At 60.4% G+C, this 19,053-nt stretch carries 19 protein-coding genes; 11 read left to right on the top strand and 8 right to left on the bottom strand.

Annotated features, from left to right (window positions below):
• Positions 1–111: 111 nt before the first annotated feature.
• The 5 genes from rlmH to ACS4RR_RS02845 all read left to right on the top strand — a co-directional run bounded on the left by rlmH (position 112) and on the right by ACS4RR_RS02845 (position 5,340).
• On the top strand, positions 112–594 hold the full coding sequence (gene rlmH / locus ACS4RR_RS02865) for a 23S rRNA (pseudouridine(1915)-N(3))-methyltransferase RlmH (RefSeq protein ID WP_011654027.1): 483 nt from the start codon (positions 112–114) through the stop codon (positions 592–594).
• 188 nt (positions 595–782) lie between these two features.
• Complete coding sequence (locus tag ACS4RR_RS02860; protein ID WP_260109713.1) at positions 783–2,183, top strand: murein hydrolase activator EnvC family protein; 1,401 nt, start codon at positions 783–785, stop codon at positions 2,181–2,183.
• Positions 2,173–3,495, top strand: a complete 1,323-nt coding sequence (locus ACS4RR_RS02855; RefSeq protein ID WP_017966053.1) for a S41 family peptidase — start codon at positions 2,173–2,175, stop codon at positions 3,493–3,495. The genes ACS4RR_RS02860 and ACS4RR_RS02855 overlap by 11 nt, the downstream gene beginning before the upstream one ends.
• 77 nt (positions 3,496–3,572) lie before the next feature.
• The gene (locus ACS4RR_RS02850) at positions 3,573–4,769 is read left to right on the top strand and encodes a divergent polysaccharide deacetylase family protein (RefSeq protein WP_260109714.1); all 1,197 of its coding nucleotides are present in this window, start codon (positions 3,573–3,575) and stop codon (positions 4,767–4,769) included.
• Between the two features lie 37 nt (positions 4,770–4,806).
• A complete protein-coding gene (locus tag ACS4RR_RS02845; protein ID WP_162114990.1) occupies positions 4,807–5,340 on the top strand; it encodes an RNA pyrophosphohydrolase in 534 nt (177 codons plus the stop codon).
• A gap of 86 nt (positions 5,341–5,426) precedes the next feature.
• On the opposite strand, the gene bfr is transcribed toward ACS4RR_RS02845, so the two are convergent.
• From bfr to ACS4RR_RS02820, 5 genes are all read right to left on the bottom strand, one after another.
• The gene (gene bfr / locus ACS4RR_RS02840; protein ID WP_017966050.1) at positions 5,427–5,912 is read right to left on the bottom strand and encodes a bacterioferritin; all 486 of its coding nucleotides are present in this window, start codon (positions 5,910–5,912) and stop codon (positions 5,427–5,429) included.
• Positions 5,878–6,276: a (2Fe-2S)-binding protein gene (locus ACS4RR_RS02835; protein WP_017966049.1), complete on the bottom strand. Its 399-nt coding sequence runs from the start codon at positions 6,274–6,276 to the stop codon at positions 5,878–5,880. Before ACS4RR_RS02835 ends, bfr begins: the two co-directional genes overlap by 35 nt.
• Positions 6,277–6,401: 125 nt before the next feature.
• Positions 6,402–9,866, bottom strand: a complete 3,465-nt coding sequence (locus tag ACS4RR_RS02830; protein WP_260109715.1) for an error-prone DNA polymerase — start codon at positions 9,864–9,866, stop codon at positions 6,402–6,404.
• Positions 9,863–11,278: a Y-family DNA polymerase gene (locus ACS4RR_RS02825; RefSeq protein ID WP_260111085.1), complete on the bottom strand. Its 1,416-nt coding sequence runs from the start codon at positions 11,276–11,278 to the stop codon at positions 9,863–9,865. The genes ACS4RR_RS02830 and ACS4RR_RS02825 overlap by 4 nt, the downstream gene beginning before the upstream one ends.
• Positions 11,279–11,318: 40 nt before the next feature.
• Positions 11,319–12,263 (bottom strand): ImuA family protein, encoded by a 945-nt coding sequence (locus tag ACS4RR_RS02820; protein WP_456189685.1) that lies wholly within the window; start codon positions 12,261–12,263, stop codon positions 11,319–11,321.
• 161 nt (positions 12,264–12,424) lie between these two features.
• On the opposite strand from ACS4RR_RS02820, the gene ACS4RR_RS02815 reads away from it, so the two are divergent.
• On the top strand, positions 12,425–12,862 hold the full coding sequence (locus tag ACS4RR_RS02815) for a metallopeptidase family protein (RefSeq protein WP_003589582.1): 438 nt from the start codon (positions 12,425–12,427) through the stop codon (positions 12,860–12,862).
• Positions 12,863–12,966: 104 nt separating this feature from the next.
• On the opposite strand, the gene ACS4RR_RS02810 is transcribed toward ACS4RR_RS02815, so the two are convergent.
• Both ACS4RR_RS02810 and ACS4RR_RS02805 read right to left on the bottom strand, forming a co-directional pair.
• A complete protein-coding gene (locus ACS4RR_RS02810) occupies positions 12,967–13,173 on the bottom strand; it encodes a DUF1737 domain-containing protein (RefSeq protein WP_017966045.1) in 207 nt (68 codons plus the stop codon).
• A complete protein-coding gene (locus ACS4RR_RS02805) occupies positions 13,173–14,093 on the bottom strand; it encodes an HpcH/HpaI aldolase/citrate lyase family protein (RefSeq protein ID WP_162114986.1) in 921 nt (306 codons plus the stop codon). Before ACS4RR_RS02805 ends, ACS4RR_RS02810 begins: the two co-directional genes overlap by 1 nt.
• A 138-nt stretch (positions 14,094–14,231) precedes the next feature.
• On the opposite strand from ACS4RR_RS02805, the gene ACS4RR_RS02800 reads away from it, so the two are divergent.
• The 3 genes from ACS4RR_RS02800 to leuD all read left to right on the top strand — a co-directional run bounded on the left by ACS4RR_RS02800 (position 14,232) and on the right by leuD (position 15,742).
• Positions 14,232–14,465, top strand: a complete 234-nt coding sequence (locus tag ACS4RR_RS02800; RefSeq protein ID WP_162114985.1) for a hypothetical protein — start codon at positions 14,232–14,234, stop codon at positions 14,463–14,465.
• A 111-nt stretch (positions 14,466–14,576) separates the two neighbouring features.
• Positions 14,577–14,999 (top strand): VOC family protein, encoded by a 423-nt coding sequence (locus ACS4RR_RS02795; protein ID WP_017966042.1) that lies wholly within the window; start codon positions 14,577–14,579, stop codon positions 14,997–14,999.
• 134 nt (positions 15,000–15,133) lie between these two features.
• Entirely contained in the window at positions 15,134–15,742 is a 609-nt protein-coding gene (gene leuD, locus ACS4RR_RS02790) for a 3-isopropylmalate dehydratase small subunit (protein ID WP_130675953.1), read from the top strand.
• A gap of 61 nt (positions 15,743–15,803) precedes the next feature.
• Here leuD and ACS4RR_RS02785 read toward each other — a convergent pair whose 3' ends face one another.
• Positions 15,804–16,736, bottom strand: coding sequence for a pyridoxal-phosphate dependent enzyme (locus ACS4RR_RS02785; protein WP_222384347.1), 933 nt, complete (start codon positions 16,734–16,736; stop codon positions 15,804–15,806).
• 171 nt (positions 16,737–16,907) lie between these two features.
• On the opposite strand from ACS4RR_RS02785, the gene leuB reads away from it, so the two are divergent.
• Positions 16,908–18,020, top strand: coding sequence for a 3-isopropylmalate dehydrogenase (gene leuB / locus ACS4RR_RS02780; protein WP_260109717.1), 1,113 nt, complete (start codon positions 16,908–16,910; stop codon positions 18,018–18,020).
• 263 nt (positions 18,021–18,283) lie between these two features.
• Positions 18,284–19,036, top strand: coding sequence for a lipid A 1-phosphatase LpxE (gene lpxE / locus ACS4RR_RS02775; protein ID WP_222384345.1), 753 nt, complete (start codon positions 18,284–18,286; stop codon positions 19,034–19,036).
• Positions 19,037–19,053 lie beyond the last annotated feature (17 nt).

The raw sequence follows: 19,053 nt of genomic DNA, 5'->3' as shown, positions 1-19,053 counted from the left end.
GCCGGCATTCTGTCCGGCGCCTGAGACGTGGCATTGGCTGGCCGGCAAACATCACAAGCCGGCCGCTGGTGCAGTGTGCGCCCGAAGTGTCGCATGAGCGGGAGCCGATGAATGCGAATAGGTCTTTTTGCGGTGGGACGGCTGAAGTCCGGCCCGGAAAAGGATCTTGCCGCCCGTTATTTCGATCGTTTCGCCAAGGCCGGCCCTGCCGTCGGCCTCGAACTGACCCGTGTTGCCGAAGTCGCCGAAAGCCGTGCCTCCAATGCGGAGACCCGCAAGCGCGAAGAGGCGGCGATGCTTCTGAAATCGCTTGCAGATGGCAGTATCCTCATTCTTCTCGATGAACGCGGCAAGGCGCTCGACAGCGAAGCCTTCGCAAACCTGCTCGGCTCCTATCGCGACCAGGGCAAACGCGAACTGACCATCGCGATTGGCGGCGCCGACGGACTCGATCCCTCCCTGTACGATCGTGCCGACGCCACGCTGTGCCTTGGCAAGATGACCTGGCCGCACCAACTCGTGCGCACGCTGATCGCCGAACAGCTCTATCGCGCCGTTACCATCCTGTCCGGCCACCCCTATCACCGCGTCTGATGCCGTGTCGGCCTGATTCGTCGGCCCGATACCCCGGCAATGCGTCGGAATGTCACGCAGCCGTGTTTGCCTGGCCACCCGTTCTCCTTCGAACTTTCTGGCAAAGTGCACCAAATCAGCTTAGTCTCCGCGCGATTTGAGAAAGTGCCCCAACACGCATGACGAGAGCATCCATCAGGCGACACCGCATGATCCTACCGGCTATCGCGGCCGGCGCCGCTGTGGCGGTGATCGTCGTGTCGGCAGATCCGTTCATCGTCCGGGCGCAAGATGCCGCGCCCGAGGCGACACAATCTGCACCGCAGCCGGCAGCCGGGCTGGCGCCACCCGATCCAGCCGCCGAACTTGCCGCCAAACGTGATCAGACTCGTGCCGAACTCGAAACCCTGTCGAAGACGATCAGCCTCTCCACCGACAAGGTGAGCGCGCTTCAGCAGAGCATCGCCGATCTCGAAAAGAGCACGGAAAGCATCCGCCAGGCACTGATCGATTCCGCCGCCCGCCGCAAGGCACTCGAAAAGCAGCTCCTCGAAAGCGAGAACAAGCTTGCCGATCTCGGTGTCAAGGAGGACGGCATCCGCCATTCCCTGCACGAGCGGCGCGGTCTGCTGGCCGAGGTGCTGGCAGCGCTCCAGCGCATGGGCCGCAACCCGCCGCCCGCTTTGCTTGTCACCCCCGACGATGCGCTTGCCTCCGTGCGCAGCGCCATTCTGCTCGGCGCCGTCGTGCCCGGCATTCGCAAGGAGACCGACAAGCTTGCTGCAGACCTCGCAAACCTCGCCGCATTGCAGACCGCAAGCGCTGCCGAGAAGACCTCGCTGACAGCGACGATGACCAACGGCATCGAGGAAGAGCGGCGCATGGATCTGCTGCTTGCCGAAAACGACAAGCTCAGCCGCAGCAACGCCGCCGAACTCGAGACCGAACGGAAACGCTCGGAGGAATTGGCAGGCAAGGCGACGAGCCTCGAAGGCCTCGTCGCCTCGATGGAATCAGAGATCGCTTCAGTGCGGGATGCCGCCGCTGCCGCCCGCCAGGCGGAGGAGAACCGCAAGCTGCTGACGGACGAGCAGCGCGCCCAGGCCAAGGCACTCGCCGACAGCGGCGTGCCCGATAAAAACCGCATTGCGCCCGCATATCCCTTCGGAGAATTGAAGGCGAAATTGGAGGTGCCCGTTACGGGCGATATCCTGCGCCAGTTCGGCGATGCCGACGGCACCGGGCATGAAGCCATGGGAATGACGGTCGCCACCAATCCAGAAACGGTGGTGACGGCGCCTGCGGATGGTCTGGTGGTTTTCGCCGGCGCATTCCGCAGTTACGGCCAGATGATCATCCTCGACGCGGGCGATGGATACCACCTGGTTCTCTCGGGAATGGATACGATCAATACCCGTCAGGGAAAATTCGTTTTCTCCGGTGAGCCACTTGCGGTGATGGGCGCGAAAAGAGTGGCAAGCGCAACTGCATTGGCGCTGGAAACGAACCGGCCAACGCTTTACATTGAATTTCGAAAGGACGGTAAACCGGTCGATTCCCGGCCGTGGTGGACCGCCAAAGACACTGGAAAGGCACGCAATGATTCGTAGGGCTTCTCTTGTTCTGGTCGGCGCATTGATGGGTGCGACCGCAATGAGCGTCATTTACTCGGCGGGTGTGCCGGCAGAAGCGGCCGGATCCTCGACTTACAAGGAACTTTCGGTTTTCGGAGATGTCTTCGAACGTGTGCGTGCGCAATATGTGACGCCGCCTGCGGAAGACAAGCTGATCGAGAACGCCATCAACGGCATGCTCTCCTCGCTCGACCCGCATTCGAGCTACATGAATTCGAAGGACGCCGAGGACATGCGCACCCAGACCAAGGGTGAGTTCGGCGGCCTCGGCATCGAAGTCACGATGGAAGACGAACTCGTCAAGGTCATCACCCCGATCGACGACACGCCCGCCGCCAAGGCCGGCGTTCTTGCCGGCGACTATATCTCCGAAATCGACGGCCAGTCCGTGCGCGGCCTGAAGCTGGAAGACGCCGTCGAGAAGATGCGTGGCGCCGTCAACACGCCGATCAAGCTGACGCTGATCCGCAAGGGTGCCGACAAGCCGATCGAGCTGACGATCGTCCGTGACGTCGTTGCCGTCCAGGCAGTCAAGTCGCGTGTCGAGGACGATGTCGGTTATCTCCGCATCATCTCCTTCACCGAGAAGACCTATCCTGACATGGAAAAGGCGATCAAGAAGATCAAGGAAACCGTTCCGGCCGACAAGCTGAAGGGTTATGTTCTCGACCTGCGCCTCAATCCGGGCGGTTTGCTCGACCAGGCGATCAACGTCTCCGATGCCCTGCTGCAGCGCGGCGAAGTTGTTTCGACCCGTGGCCGCAACCCGGATGAAACCCGCCGCTTCAATGCCGGCCCGGGCGACCTGACGGATGGCAAGCCGGTGATTGTGCTGATCAACGGCGGTTCGGCTTCCGCATCGGAAATCGTCGCCGGCGCTCTTCAGGATCTGCGCCGTGCCACCGTTCTCGGCACGCGCTCCTTCGGCAAGGGTTCCGTCCAGACGATCATCCCGCTCGGCGAAAACGGCGCGCTGCGCCTGACCACGGCGCTCTATTACACGCCGTCGGGCCGCTCGATCCAGGGTACCGGCATCACTCCCGACATCAAGGTCGAGGAGCCGCTGCCGCAGGAACTGCAGGGCAAGATGGTGACCGAAGGTGAATCCAGCCTGCGCGGCCACATCAAGGGCCAGAGCGAAACCGACGAAGGTTCGGGCTCCATTGCCTACGTACCGCCGGATCCGAAGGACGACGTTCAGCTGAACTACGCGCTCGACCTTCTGCGCGGCAAGAAGACCGATCCGGCCTTCCCGCCGAACCCAGATAAGGCCGTCGTCGCCAAGTAATCGATCGTCTCAAGGCCGGGCACCTCGCCCGGCCTTGAGCCTTTCTGCTGTTTCCCGGTTTTGGAGCGGGCGAAAAATTGGGAACGGACCTGCATACGCCTCTGGGCCGCAACCGCAAAACCGGCCGCAAGCGTCCGGGTGTTCTGCGCCTGGGCCGCATCGCCGCCAGTCTTTGCCTTTTCGCCATAGGCGGCTTTTCCCTCTATACGGCGTTTCGCGGCAATGAGCTCGAACGCATCAAACCACCGGCGGCCGAACAAGCCGCAACGCCCCCTTCCAATAGCCCTCAGCCGCCGATGGCCACCGCGGACAAAGCGGGCGACGGTATGCCCCGCGCCGACCCGCGCTCGGGAGCCAATGTCGAGCAGATGGTCACGGGCGACGGCTCGGTTGTCACCAAATTCAGCCCCCGCCCGCGCGACGGCGGCGGGCCGGTGCTGGTCGACGCCATGCAGATCGGCCAGGATCCGCGCATCGCGGCCCAGCCCAATGAAGCACTGCTCGAAGAGACGCCTTTTGGCAGGCTGCCGATCGTCGGCCCCGATGGCCGGCGGCCGATGGATCAATATGCGCGTCCCTCGTCCGGCGCGCGCGGCGTCCGTATCGCCATCGTCGTCAGTGGCCTCGGGCTCAGCCAGACCGGAACGCAGCGCGCCATCGCGCAGCTGCCGGAGGAGATCACCTTCGCTTTTGCCGCAAGCGGCAACAGCCTGCAGCGCTGGATGCAGGAAGCCCGCCGCGGCGGTCACGAGATCCTTCTGCAGGTGCCGCTCGAACCCTTTGATTATCCGGCAAACGATCCGGGCCCCGAAACGCTGTTGACTACGAAATCGGCCGCCCGCAACATCGAAAACCTGCACAAGGCGATGGGTGAGATCACCAATTATACCGGCGTCATGAATTATCTCGGCGGCCGTTTCCTGTCTGATCCCGCCGCCATGGAACCTGTCATGCGAGACATCGGCAAGCGCGGGTTGCTGTTTCTCGACGACGGCACCTCGGCGCAGTCGAAGACGGCGGCGATCGCCAAGGGAACCGAACTGCCCTATGCCTTCGCCGACCTGCAGCTCGACGGCCAGCTTGATATCAACGCCGTCCTGAAGAAGCTCGACGAGCTCGAGCGCATCGCTCGCAAGAATGGCCAGGCGATCGGCATCGCCTCGGCTTTCGATGAGAGCGTTGACGCCATCGCCAAATGGAGCGAGGAGGCGGCGATGCGCGGCGTCGAGATCGTCGGCGTTGCCGCCCTTTCCAACGACCCCCGGAATCCTTGAGAGCATCCCTGAGAAGAATCCCAAAACGGAGAAGAAGATGAACCAGGCGAGCGTGAAAGCCGAGGATCTGCCCTACCGCCCCTGCGTCGGGGTGATGATCCTGAACCGCGATGGCCTCGTCTGGGCCGGGCGGCGCATCCCCGATGGCAATTCCGAATATGACGGCTCGCCGCAGCTCTGGCAGATGCCGCAGGGGGGCATCGACAAGGGCGAAGATCCATTGGACGCTGCCTACCGCGAGCTTTACGAAGAGACCGGCATGAGGACGGTGACCCTGCTTGCCGAAGCGAGAGACTGGATCAATTATGATCTGCCGCCGGCACTGATCGGCATCGGGCTCAGGGGAAAATTCCGCGGCCAGACGCAGCGCTGGTTCGCCTTCCGCTTCGACGGCGACGACAGCGAGATCGCCATCAACCCGCCGCCTGGCGGCCACGAACCGGAATTCGATGCTTGGGAATGGAAGCCGATGCAGCAACTGCCGGGGCTGATCGTGCCCTTTAAGCGCGCCGTCTACGACCAGGTGGTGGCCGAGTTCCAGCATTTGGAAACACTTCAATCGGAAGACTGATCACGGCGGGATGACTGCCGCCGTTTGCCTCGGCGGCGGGAATAGGATCTCCGGCCGCCATGAGCGGCCGGCATCCCGTTCGAACCTTATTCGGCTTCATTGGCGGAATCGGCGTTGAGCTGGCCGTATTTGCTCTCGCCGATTTTCTCGAGCAGGTCGATCTGTGTTTCGAGGAAATCGATATGACCTTCCTCGTCGGCCAGCAACTCCTCGAAAAGTTTCATGGAAACGTAGTCGCCGGCGTCATGACAGATATCGCGCGACTTCTTGTAGGCTGTGCGGGCGTCGTACTCGCCGGCAAGATCGGCTTCCAGAACTTCCTTGACGTTCTGGCCGATGCGTAGAGGTGCAAGGGTCTGCAGATTGGGATGGCCTTCAAGGAAGATGATGCGGGCGACAAGCCTATCGGCGTGATGCATCTCTTCGATGGATTCGGCGCGCTCCTTCTTGGCGAGCTTGGTGTAACCCCAGTCCTCAAGAAGACGATAGTGAACCCAATATTGGTTGACTGCCCCGAGCTCGAGGAACAACGCCTCGTTAAGCCGCTCGATGACCTTTTTGTCGCCTTTCAATGTCCGCTCTCCTGTTTTCCTCATGGAATTGTTTCAAGCGGGACATGAAATCAAATATTTCGGTCTCCGTCGAGTGACGACGGGCGTGATATTCCTCGGTCGTCTGGATAATGATGTCGACGACGTTGGGAAAACAGCCGCAGCAGCGGCCGCGTTTTTCCATGGCGTGGTAGACCTTCGCAGGCACAATAAGCTGCCAACAATCTTCATCGAGAAGGTTGGTGATAACCTCCCGGATTTCCTTATCGGTTATATAATTGCAGCTGCAGACAAGCACGTCTTCATTCCAAACATGACACTGACTATCGTGTTTTCTGCTAAAGAAGATGGTGACTGTCAAGAAAAAATTTGAGTCGCGGGTCATTCAGTCGCGGCGGCCGAAGGGCGCTCCGGAGGCGGACAGCTTTTGAAGAATTGGCCTGAAATCCGAATTTCTATCTAGATCAAAGGTATACAGCACAACGTCGTCCGAAAGCGCGTGGCGTTTTTTTAATGGAAATTCCGTCCCCGCGGCATGACTTGGGCTGTTTCCGCCACAACCGCATGGCCGCTTGCGGCAGCCATCCGCTTTTCCAGCTCCGCCCTCTCTCGTACCTGCGCGAGCTTTCTCTGCCGCTGATCGACACCCGGCCTCAGTACCTCGTCCGATCGCTCGCAGACGCCGAAACGCCGGGCCTCGCGTTGCAGGATACCGAGCGCCGGCGTCATGTCCTCGATATGCTCGACAACGGTATGGATCACCCCGCTCTGGCTTTGCAGCCTGCCGCGGATTTTCACCAGCCGGGCACCCATGACGATCGCCCGGTATTTATCGAATACTTTGCTCCAGACGATGGCATTGGCGACCCCGGTTTCGTCCTCCAGCGTCATGAAGATCACCCCTTTGGCCGAACCTGGACGCTGCCGCACCAGCACCAATCCAGCAACTGTCACCCTCTTTCCGTTCGGTACTGTCAGAAGATCGACATTGCGCGTGATGCCCATTTCCTGAAGTTCCTCCCGCAGGAAGGAAACCGGATGCGCCTTGAGCGACAGGGAGAGATAACGGTAATCCTCGATCACCTGTTCGCCCGGCAGCATGTCCGGCAGCTTCGTCGCAGGCTCGGCCTGGAGGTCGACATGACGGACCTGCTCGAAAAGCGGCAGCTCCTCGGTCGCGCTTTTCACATCCAGCGCCCGCACCGCCCAAAGCGCGTCGCGTCGTGACAGTTTGAGGGACTGGAACGCATCGGCATCCGCCAGTCGCTCGATGACGGATTTTTGCAGGCCGGACCGCAGCCAGAGATCGCGCACCGAACTGTAGCCTTTGCCTCGATTGTCGACGAGCTGTTTCATATCGTCTGTCGAGAGACCCTTGATCTGCCGGAAGCCCAGCCGCACCGCATGCCGGGTCTTGATGATCTCGCGCATCTTGTCATGCCGGAAATCGATGGCATTCCGATCGAAGGCAGCCTCTTCCAGACCGCACTCCCAGTTCGATGCATTGATGTCGACCGGCAGGATCTTTACCCCGTGCTCGCGTGCATCCCGCACCAGCTGCGCCGGCGCATAAAAGCCCATCGGTTGGGAATTCAGCATCGCCGCGCAGAAGACGTCGGGATAATAGGCCTTGAGCCATGAGGAGGCATAGACGAGCAGCGCAAAGGAGGCGGCATGGCTTTCCGGAAAACCGTATTCACCGAAGCCTTTGATCTGGTTGAAACACTGTTGCGCGAACTCCGGATCATAGTCCTTTGCGACCATTCCCTCGATGAACCGCTTTTCGAAGTTACCGATCGTACCCGTTCTTTTGAATGTCGCCATCGCTCTGCGAAGCTTGTCGGCTTCCGCCGGTTTGAAGCCTGCGGCGGTAATGGCGATCTGCATGGCCTGTTCCTGGAACAAGGGCACGCCGAGGGTTCTTTCCAGAACCGTTTTCAGCTCCTTGCTCGGATATTTGATCGGAATGTTCCTGGCCCGCTGCTCCCGGCGTTTCAGATAGGGATGCACCATGTCGCCCTGGATCGGACCTGGCCGAACGATCGCCACCTCGATGACGAGATCGTAGAACACCTTCGGCTTAAGACGCGGCAGCATGCTCATCTGCGCCCGGCTTTCGATCTGGAAGACGCCGAGCGTGTCGGCTCGGCCCATCATCTCGTAGACCGGCTCACCTTCGTCCCCGTGCTCCTTGTGGCCAAGGTCTGCGAGCGTCTTCTTCACATCGTAATGCAGCTCCAGCAGCGAAAAGGCCTTCCGCAGGCAGGTCAACATGCCGAGCGCCAGCACATCCACCTTGAGGATCTTGACGTTGTCGAGGTCGTCCTTGTCCCATTCGATCATGTAGCGATCCGGCATCGCCGTCTTCATGATCGGCACCACCTCGTCGAGCCGGTCCCGCGTAATGACGAAGCCGCCGACATGCTGGGTGAGGTGGCGCGGGAACCCGAGAAGCTCGGAGGCATATTTCAGCACGTTCTGCGTCACCGGATCCTTGACGTCGAGACCCGCCGCCTTGGCGTCGCGTTCGGAGAGATTGTCCTCCGACCACCCCCAGACGAGACTACTGATCGCCGACTGGACATCCTCCGACAGCCCGAAGGCCTTGGCGACTTCGCGGCCGGCCGAACGGGTGCGGTAGGTGGTCACTCCCGCCGTCAGCCCGGCATGTTCTCTTTTGTAGTTTTTGTAGATGAACTGGATGACCTCTTCGCGTCGGTCATGCTCGAAATCGACATCGATATCCGGCGGTTCGTCGCGATCCATCGAAATGAAGCGATCGAACAGCAGCGTGCTCTTTTCGGGATCGACCTCCGTTATCTCAAGACAATAGCAGATGACCGAATTTGCCGCCGATCCGCGCCCTTGGCACAAGACCTTGAGTTCATAGCGGGCGTGCTGGATGATCCGGTGCACCGTCAGGAAATAAGAGGCGTAATTCTTATCACTGATAAGCTTCAGTTCGTAATCGATCTGCTTTGCAACTTTCTCAGGAATGCCATCAGGATAACGTTTTGTCGCTCCTGCTCTCGTCAGCCTTTCGAGAGTTTCCTGCGGTGTTTCGCCGGGATCGTTTTCAGGCGGATAATTATGCTCCAGTTCCTTCAGCGAAAAGGTCAGCCTGTCGAAAAAAGCCCGCGTGTTCTCGACCGCACCGGGATAGTCCCGGAAGATCCGGGCCATTTCACGTGAATCCTTGAGATAGCGTTCGGCATTCGGCGCCAGCAGGAATCCGGCTTGCGCTATCTGCACATGCTCCCGGATCGCGATCACGACATCCGAAAGCGGCCGGCGTTCGGGATGGTGGTAAAGTGGTTGGTTGGTCGCAATCAGCGGCACGCGATTTCCGGCAGCAAGCATGGCAATCACCGCAAAGACTTGCCTGTCTCGACCGTCATAGGCTGGCGCCAGCGCCATAAAAAAAGCCTTGCGGAAGCGTCTGCGAAACCGTTCCAGATAATCTTCCAGCGTCGACTGACCCGCCTGATGACCGACAAGGGTGCGATCGGGAACGAGGGCAAGCATCATCTCGTCCCCCCATTCCATGAGCTCCGCTTCCGTCAGAATGCAGCTTCCCTTGATCGCTTCCTCCTTCAGATTGCCGGCGCTGAGAAGGCGGCAAAGATTGGCCCAGCCGCGCCGGCTGCGGGGATAGGCGAGGATATCAGGCGTTCCGTCGGAAAAGACGAGACGGGCGCCCGGTTGAACCCGGATAGGATCGAGGATGACCTCCATTTTTCCTTCCTTCTCAGCCTGGGCCAGAATCTCATTCCTGTTTTTGTATCTCTCCTCAAGCTGCTCCGCCTGGGCATGCGCCCGCACGACGCCTGCAACCGAATTCCGGTCCGCAATCCCGAGGCCGCCGAGTTTCAGGTAAGAGGCCTGCACGACCATCTCTTCCGGGCTGGAGGCGCCTTCAAGAAACGAGAAATTTGTCCTTGTGCCGATCTCAAAGAATGCGCGCGTGGTTGTCATGCGAACACACCATGCATGAACCAGCGAGGATCAAGCTCCTGACCATAGAAGCCCCGCCGATAGATCCAGAAGCGATGTCCGGTCTCATCCTCGATGCGGAAATAGTCACGCGCCTCGGCGTCATTTCCATCGATCCACCATTCCATGGCAATCCGTTCCGGCCCTTCGCTTCTTGCCACCTGATGCTGCATACGCCGCCAGCGAAAGATCTGCGGCGGACCGTCGGGGACTTCGGCAAGTATGGTCTCGACGGGCTCCGGCGTTGCAAACAGCCGCAGCGGGCGCTCTTCGCGGAAAGGAAGCTGGATGTCCTGCTCCGCCTTCCGCCTGGGAAGGCTCTCCATCACAGGAACCGTGATGACGGCGCGTTCCGGAACATGGCTCTCGCGAAGCTGGAAGCTTTGCAGGCAATCCGCACCCAGCCGGGCCGAGACCCGGTCGACGAAGGTCGAAAGCGACATCTCTCCCTGTCGGTCGCCCTCGAAATCACCCTGCGCCTCGTTGAAGGGATCATGCCGCAACACATTCAACCGCAGGATCTCGAAGCCATAGCCGGCATCGAGATCATCATAGACCGCCTGCAATCGCTCGGAAAAAAGTCCGGCGATGAACTTTGGTTCGCGAAGCGGCTGCGAAGCGCCGACGGAGATGCGAAAGACCCTGCCGTCGACGCGGAACAGGACCAGTTCGAACACCCGCCCGCCAGCTCCCCGCGCCTCCAGCGACGGCTGCAGCAATAGGGCGACCTGCCTGGTGACGGCAAGGATCTGCTCTTCCGTCCCGATGGGCTCGATCAGGCGGCTTTCGGCCGAGAGGCTGGCAACAGGACGCCGGGGCGAGACCGGCTCCTCTTCACGTCCCAGCGCCTGGTCGAGACGCAGAAGCAGCTCCGGGCCGAACCGGCGGGTCAGCGGCGCGCGCGGTGCATCGATGATGTCGCCGATATATTTCAGACCGAGCTTGTTCAGGGCAGCGACGGTTTGTCCTTCCAGCCGCAAGGCTGCGACCGGCAAGGACATCAGCACATGTTCCGCCTCCTCGTCCCCGATCACGCCGCCTTGCCCGAAGCGGGACGCAGCCCAGGAAAGGCCTGATGACGATGAGACCGCGCCGCGGGCATCGAATCCCATATGGAAAAGCCGCGACAGCACATCCTTGAGAAGCGCCTTTTCACCGCCGAAGAGATGGGCGCAGCCGCTAATGTCGAGAAACAGACCGTCCTTGCCGTCGAACGCCACCAGCGGCGTATAGCGGTCGCACCAGTCGGCAATTGCCTCCAGCAACCGGCGGTCGGCCGCCGGATCCTCTTCCGCCACCTCGAGCATGGGGTACATGGCGCGCGCTTCGGCAACGCCCAGCTCCTTCCTCAGCCCCAACCTTTCGGCCAACTCGTCCAGTGCCGTCAGCCGCATGGCATTGTTGAGCTTGCCGGAACAGACGATAGGCGGCGTTTCAGGACGCCCTTTCGAACGCCAGGAGAGCCCCCATCGCTTGCGGGCGATCCGGTCCGTTGGCAGATGCGGGAAGCTGAGCGCCAGAATGCGCTGACTGTTCGCCTGGAGGACGAACGAGGTTTGGTTCGGCGACAGGGAGAAATTGGCGGTCATGGGGGTTCCACTCCAGAAGAAAGGAGAGCGGGGCCGGATTGCGGCTCTTCTCCAGCGTAAGACGGAAAATCGGATTGCCGATGCTGCCGGAAAGTTTCGATCCATCCGGCAACGGCCGCAGACCGGACGGGGCCGGCTCAATATGCAGACGGAAGGCCGCACTGCTTGCCTCCTCTGCTCCGGCCTGGCGGACAAGGAATAGCGGACGGCGGACAGCATGCGCCCTGAGACTGAGCCTGCGGCTTTCGGTCAGGCCGAAATGGGCGGGATTGCCTCGCACTTCGAAGATGACGGCCGAGAAGGCAGCGCTTTCCACCGCCACCTCCGCCAGCCAGAGTGCCTCGTCCAGCTTGCGCGGCGCGGCATGGAGAAACCGCTCCGGGCTTAACCCGAAATCCCGAAGCCCTGGTGCATAGGGACGACCGGCCTCCAGCGTGCCGACGGCATCGCCGATCCAGAGCAACGGCATAAGCCTGCCGGCATCCGCTTCCTGTTTCTGCAGCCGCGCGGCAACAGCCATCGCCAGCCCGCTTGCCGCACCGGCATCGCGAGACAGAGCCGAGCGGAATTCGGTGATCGCATCGAGCGGCAACCCGCCTTCCAGCGCGCTGTCGAGAAATTCAACCCCAAACGCCAAGGGCGGCAGAATGCGTCTCCTGGGTGTCTGACCTCCTGCCGCCAAGGCTTCCTGCTCCGCCGCGGCAAGCGCCGGCGCGAGCCTTCCCTCCAGTCTGGCGATGGTTTCGCGGAGCGCAAAAAGCCGCTCGCGCGCCAGGGCGTGCTGCGCCATGGCGTTCTCCAATTCGTCTTGTTCCTGTTATGTTCTTATAGATTCCAGAGAGCTAATGAAGAGTCAACGGCCATTTTCTATGAATTTATTCCTGCCTTTGATTCCGCACTCGAAAATCGGCGATAAAGGTTCTATATGGGCCCGCAAAGGAAGGAATATTCATGGCCCGCATAGACCAGAGCGATGATTGGCGGGACCGCCATGCGCCGACGATCAGCACCTTCGAGTCGCTGGCGATGGAGGCCTATAGCCATTTGCCGGATGAATTTCGCCAGCTGACGACCAACCTCACGATCGAGATTGAAGATTTCCCCGATGACGACGTTTTCGAGGACATGGCGCTGGAAACCCCTTTCGATCTGCTCGGCCTTTTCGAGGGCAGGGGCATTTCCGAACGTTTCACGCTGGAGACCGGCGAGATGCCGAACCGCATCCGCCTCTACCGCCGCCCCATCCTCGACTACTGGGCTGAGAACGACGAGACGCTCGGCGATATCATCACCCACGTCCTGATCCACGAGATCGGTCACCATTTCGGCCTAAGCGACGATGACATGGAGCGGATCGAGGCAAGCGCCGAGGAAGCCGCCGAACGATAGAGCGCCGCGCGTCCAAGGACGCGCTAAGGACGCTCTATCACTTTCAATCACGCATAATCCTTTCCGAAAATCGATTACAATTTTCGGGGTTATGCGCTAAAACCTCACTGCTCTGAGAGCTTCATCTCAGGATCGTAATCCTTGCCTTCGACATGCTTGACGACGGCCTGGCCGCATTGCATCGCGCCGGTCGCGGCATTGAAAGCATAGGTCGGCGAGCCCTCCAGCGACCAGCCCTTGTTGAGGACGGCGGTGACCTTGTGGCAAAAGGAAGCATCGTCGGGACCGGTCAGGAAGCGGTAAAGTTTCATTACATCATCTTTCGTGCTGCAATCTGGCGGGCTGCGATCAGGCGGGCTTTATGGACCAGACTTTCCGCTTGGGCAAGATGCAGCCGCTCGATCATCCGCCCGCCTGCATTGATGACGTTCAGCCCATCGGAAGCGGGGTCGGCAAAGGCTGATATGATCGCCTCCGCTTCTGCAATCGCCGCCGGATCGGGGCCGAAATGGCGGTTGGCGGGCTCGATCTGCGCCGGATGGATCAGCATCTTGCCGGCAAAACCCATGGCCCGGCTCTGCAGGCATTCGGCATCGAAACCCTGTTCATCCCTGAAATCGTTGAAGACGCTGTCGATCGCATCGAGCCCGTAGGCGCTGACCGCAAGGACGACCTGCATCAGCCACGGCACGAGATAGCTCCTCCCCGGTTGTGGAAGCACACCGGTTTCCTTGCGTAGGTCGTTGAGCCCGACGACGAGACAATCGAGCCGCGAGCCCGGGGTGCGTCCGGCTTCGGCGATAACAGCCGCATTCAGGATGCCACGCGGTGTCTCGATCATCGCCCAGATGCGCAGATCTTCCGGTGCTTCGGCCTCGGAGAGAAGGTCACTGAGCGCCATGACATCCTGCGGTTCGTCGACCTTCGGCAGCAGCACGGCGTCGGGATTGAGCGCGATTACCAGTTCCATGTCCGCCAGACCGAAATTGGTCGACAGGTCATTGATGCGGATGATCCGCTCCTTGCCTTCGAGCGGCCGAGCCGAAAAGAAATTCCTCAGATTTTCCCGCGCTTCCGCCTTTCTTTCCGGCGCCACGGAATCCTCGAGATCGAAGATCACGGCATCGCAATCGACCGCATGGGTCTTTTCGAGGGCGCGGGGATTGATGGCAGGCGCACTCAACACCGAACGGCGCAGGCGGGCGGAGCGGGTCGTGGGATTTCGGCTCATGGCGAATTAGTGCCAAGCTTTGAAAGCCGAAGCAAGCAGCCCACCCCAGAACATCGAGCAGAACAACAAAAAGCCATGCTTGCCTTGCAGAGAGGAAAGAGAAGGACCACATTCCTTTCCGAAGAAAGGTCTCTAACCATGCAGAACATTCGCTCCATCTTCCTCATGCTTGCCGGCGCCACCGTTTTCGTGGCTATGCTGCTTCTCACCTTTTCGGTGACGCTCGCCGTCGGCGGCATCCTGACCGTGCTCATGGTCGGACGTGCGCTTTCGATGAAGATGAAGCCCGCTCCGGTTCGCGCCAAGGCAAATAACGGCCATCGCGAAATGCGGGTGTGGAACGACGGCCGCGGCACGATCATCGATCTCTGATCATCTTTTCGCTGAAAAATTTGGCCGACACTGTCGCATCGCGCGTCCATGTTACGTCTTTGAAGCAGCCGGGCATTCAGCCGGCGCTTCGGAAACGAATGGAGGACAAGCATGGATACGACGACAGAGAGCAACCCGACCAAGATGCCACCGGTCAAGAATGGCCTGCTGCCCTATCTGACGATCGACGGCGCAGTGAAAGCTGCGGAATTCTACAAGAAGGCCTTCGGCGCCGAAGAGGCCTATCTCGTGCCGGTCGACGAGAGCGGCCGAACGATGCATGTGCATCTTTACATCAACGGCAGCTCCCTCATGCTGTCGGATGCCTATCCCGAATACGGTCATCCCTTCAAAGGCCATGAAGGCTTCGCCATTCAGCTGGTGGTCGACGATATCGATTTCTGGTGGAACCGTGCCGTGGCTGCCGGCGCCGAAATCGTCATGCCGGTCGAACTGATGTTCTGGGGCGACCGCTACGGCCAGCTTCGTGATCCGTTCGGCGTCCTCTGGGGCCTGAACGCGCCGTCCAAATAAGGGACAGCCTCAATCGGCGGACCGCGCGAAACGTCGCGTGGCCGCCGTCTGTGAAAAGATTCTCCTTCATTTCGGCGAAAAACTGGACTAGATGCAAATTCAGAAAGTAGATTTGCTGAAATGGAGCATGGATCATGGATAAATTCGTGAAGCTCACGGGCGTTGCAGCGCCGCTGCCGGTCGTCAACGTCGACACCGACATGATCATTCCGAAGGATTATCTGAAGACGATCAAGCGCACCGGCCTCGGCACCGGCCTCTTCGCGGAAGCCCGCTACAACGAGGACGGCTCAGAAAACCCGGATTTCGTGCTGAACAAGCCGGCCTATCGCGATGCCAAGATCCTCGTTGCCGGCGATAATTTCGGCTGCGGCTCCTCGCGCGAGCACGCCCCCTGGGCGCTTCTCGATTTCGGCATCCGCTGCGTGATCTCGACCAGCTTCGCCGACATCTTCTACAACAACTGTTTCAAGAACGGCATTCTGCCGATCAAGGTCAGCCAGGAAGATCTCGACAAGCTGATGGACGACGCCTCGCGCGGCTCCAACGCCATCCTCACCGTCGACCTCGAAAACCTCGAGATCACCGGTCCCGATGGTGGCTTGATCAAGTTCGATCTCGACGAATTCAAGCGCCACTGCCTGCTGAACGGTCTCGACGATATCGGCCTGACGCTGGAAAAAGGCAAGGCGATCGACAACTTCGAAAAGAAGAATGCCGCTTCGCACCCCTGGGCAGCCTGAGCCCAATCCAATCGATTACCGATCAAGCCGGGCATTTGCCCGGCTTTTTCTTTGGTGTGGGTCAAAGAAATTTTTCTTTCCAGCCCCTGAGTTTTTCGAGCGACACACCGATGCCGCCGCAGACTTCGATAAGCGGATGGTCGAAGCGCTGAAGCAGTCCGGCATGCACATCGGCAACGGCAAGGGCCGCGCCGCAAGCCGGCTCGACCAGAATGCGCTGCGCATCGGCAAATTTCAGGCAGGCGGCAACGGCATCGGCGTCGCTGACGACAACACTTTCAATCGGATGCTGCTTCGGCAGGTCGAAGACATGCTGCGCCACTTGCCGCGCGCCGAGCGAATTGGCAATCGAAGTAATGGCGGAAAGGGTGATGCGCTCATTCGCCCTGAGACTGGCGTTCAGCGAAGCCGCCCCTTCCGTTTCGACGGCGATAACAGGCACATCGAAAAGCCCGTTTCGCTTCAAGCCCTCGACAATGCCGGCAAGCAGCCCGCCACCGCCGACGCTGGTGACGACGCAATCGAATTTTGCCCCCTTCGCCACCACCTCGTCGATCAGCGTGGCATGGCCATCCCACAGAAGCGGATGGTCGAAGGGGTGCACATAGGTTGCCTTGCGGCTTCGGGCGAGTTCGACTGCATGGGCATTGGCCTCGTCGAAAACCGAACCATGAACGAGGACATTGGCGCCCGTTGCGGCAATCGTCTGGCGGACATCGGCCGCCGTCGTCTCCGGCACGACGATCGTGACCGGCACACCGAGCGCCCGGCCGGCATAAGCCGCCGCAATGCCGGCATTACCGCCAGAAGCACAGAAGATCTCGCGCGCGCCATTTTCCACCTCGTACTGGCAAAGTCGGCCGACGCCGCGCAGCTTGAAGCTGCCGGAAGGCTGCAGCGCATCAAGCTTCAGCCAGAGCGGTTTGCCGCTGGCGCTATGGCCAGGTGCTGTCTGAACCAAGGGCGTGTCGAGATGGAGAGGTACGAAAGGCATGGGGAACCATCCAGGGAAATAAAGCTAGGAGCTACCTTTCTAATCCGTTTGCGGGCGCAGGAGCAATCATCGCTGCTCAGAGCGATGCGTACCGATTCACCGCTTCTGTCGCTTGAAATGCCCATTTCCGGGGTCTAAGAAACCGCAACTTGTTTTTCCCAGGAGGGTTTCATGACAGCGCGCAATCTTTTCCTGCTGCCGGGTGACGGCATCGGTCCCGAGGCCATGGGCGAGGTTCGCAAGATCATCGCCTATATGAACGAGGCGATGAATGCCGGTTTCGTCACCGACGAAGGCCTTGTCGGCGGCTGCGCCTATGATGCGCATGGTGCGGCGATCTCGGAAGCCGACATGCGGAAGGCGCTTGCCTCCGATGCCGTTCTCTTCGGCGCCGTCGGCGGCCCGAAATGGGATAGCGTGCCTTACGAAGTGCGCCCGGAAGCTGGCCTGCTGCGCCTGCGCAAGGATCTGCAACTCTTCGCGAACCTGCGCCCCGCCATCTGCTATCCGGCCCTTGCTGCGGCCTCGTCGCTGAAGCCGGAACTGGTCGAAGGCTTGGATATCCTGATCATCCGCGAGCTGACCGGCGGCGTCTATTTCGGCGAGCCGAAGGAGATCATCGACCTCGGCAACGGCCAGAAGCGCGGCATCGACACGCAGGTTTACGATACCTACGAGATCGAGCGCATCGCCGGCGTCGCCTTCGAAATGGCCCGCACGCGGCAGAATCGCGTCTGCTCCATGGAAAAGCGCAACGTCATGAAGTCGGGCGTGCTCTGGAACCAGGTGGTGACCGAGACGCATAAGGCAAAATATTCTGACGTCCAGCTCGAACACATGCTGGCCGATGCCGGCGGCATGCAGCTGGTGCGCCAGCCCAAGCAGTTCGACGTGATCGTCACCGACAACCTCTTCGGTGACATGCTCTCAGACGTCGCCGCCATGCTGACCGGCTCGCTCGGCATGCTGCCGTCGGCCTCGCTCGGCGCGCCTGACGGCAAGACCGGCAAGCGCAAGGCGCTCTACGAGCCGGTGCATGGCTCGGCCCCCGACATTGCCGGCAAGGGCATCGCCAATCCGATCGCCATGATCGCCTCATTCGCCATGTGCCTGCGTTACTCCTTCAATCTGGTGAAGGAAGCCGACGATCTGGAAAAGGCGATCGCCAACGTGCTCGACAAGGGCATCCGCACTGGCGACATCATGGCCGACGGCGCAAGACAGGTCGGCACCGTCGAGATGGGCGATACGATCCTCGCCGAATTCAAGACGCTTTCTGCCTGATATTTCACGTGAAACAGTTCCGGCCCTTCGCAGCATTCTTGCGGAGGGCTTTTTTCTCAAGGCCGCGAACCGCATCGGCTTGGTCGAATTATCCCAAACCGACTATCCTCGGCCACAATCTCGTGTATTTTTGCGCCGGATTTTAACGGGCGCATAATCTCGACATTGGAAGCGATCTTCCAATGGATTATGCGCCAACTCAAAATAATAGAGCGTCCTTAGCGCGTCGTGGCACTTTAGGGCAAATTTGAACGGACGACGGAATGCGGGCATTTTGGGCTTCCCTGAACAGGCGCTGGCGCCGGAATGGCGCTGGCATGCCGCCTTTGCGCTGGCAGGCCTGCCTCTTCGTCACACTCAATGCCGTGATCCTTTCCATGCTGCTCTTCGACGCGCCGATCGGCGCCAGCGAGGCTCCTGCACCGGTGAAGCACCTCGGCGAGATGCTGACCGGCTTCGGTGATTCCGCCTGGCTGATCTACATCAGCATCCTGCTGTTCTTTCAGGGACGGGCAGGCTACAAGCTTGTCAAGACGGCGCGCTCCAAGGCGCAGGCGCTCTATATCAGCTGGATCGGCGCCTATCTCTTCACCACGGTCGTCTTCTCAGGCCTGCTCGCCAATCTGCTGAAGCGGGCGATCGGCAGGGCGCGTCCCGATCATTTCCACGACTACGGCATCTTTTCCTTCACGCCCTTCTCAGGCCATGCCGCTTTCGAAAGTTTCCCGTCCGGCCATTCCACCACGGTCGGCGCCTTCTTCGCCGCCTTCGCACTGCTGTTTCCGCGCTATCGCGTTGCCTTCATCGTCTGCGCGATCTGGCTCGGCATGACACGTGTCATGGTCGGCGCCCACTATCCGAGCGACGTCATCGCCGGCCTTGCCTTCGGCGCCTGGTTCTCGCTGCTGACGGCGATCGTCTTTGCGCGCTGTGGCCTGCTCTTCAAGCTGGCGCCGGATGGCTGGCCGCTCGCCAAGCGCTTGTTCCCCGACGCGAAAAAACCCGGCGCCTTGTGAGCGCCGGGCTTCTTTTC

It is taken from the genome of Rhizobium zaerense, from assembly GCF_051810725.1.
GTDB lineage: Bacteria > Pseudomonadota > Alphaproteobacteria > Rhizobiales > Rhizobiaceae > Rhizobium > Rhizobium leguminosarum_I.
This window is presented reverse-complemented; position numbering and strand designations above follow the sequence as displayed.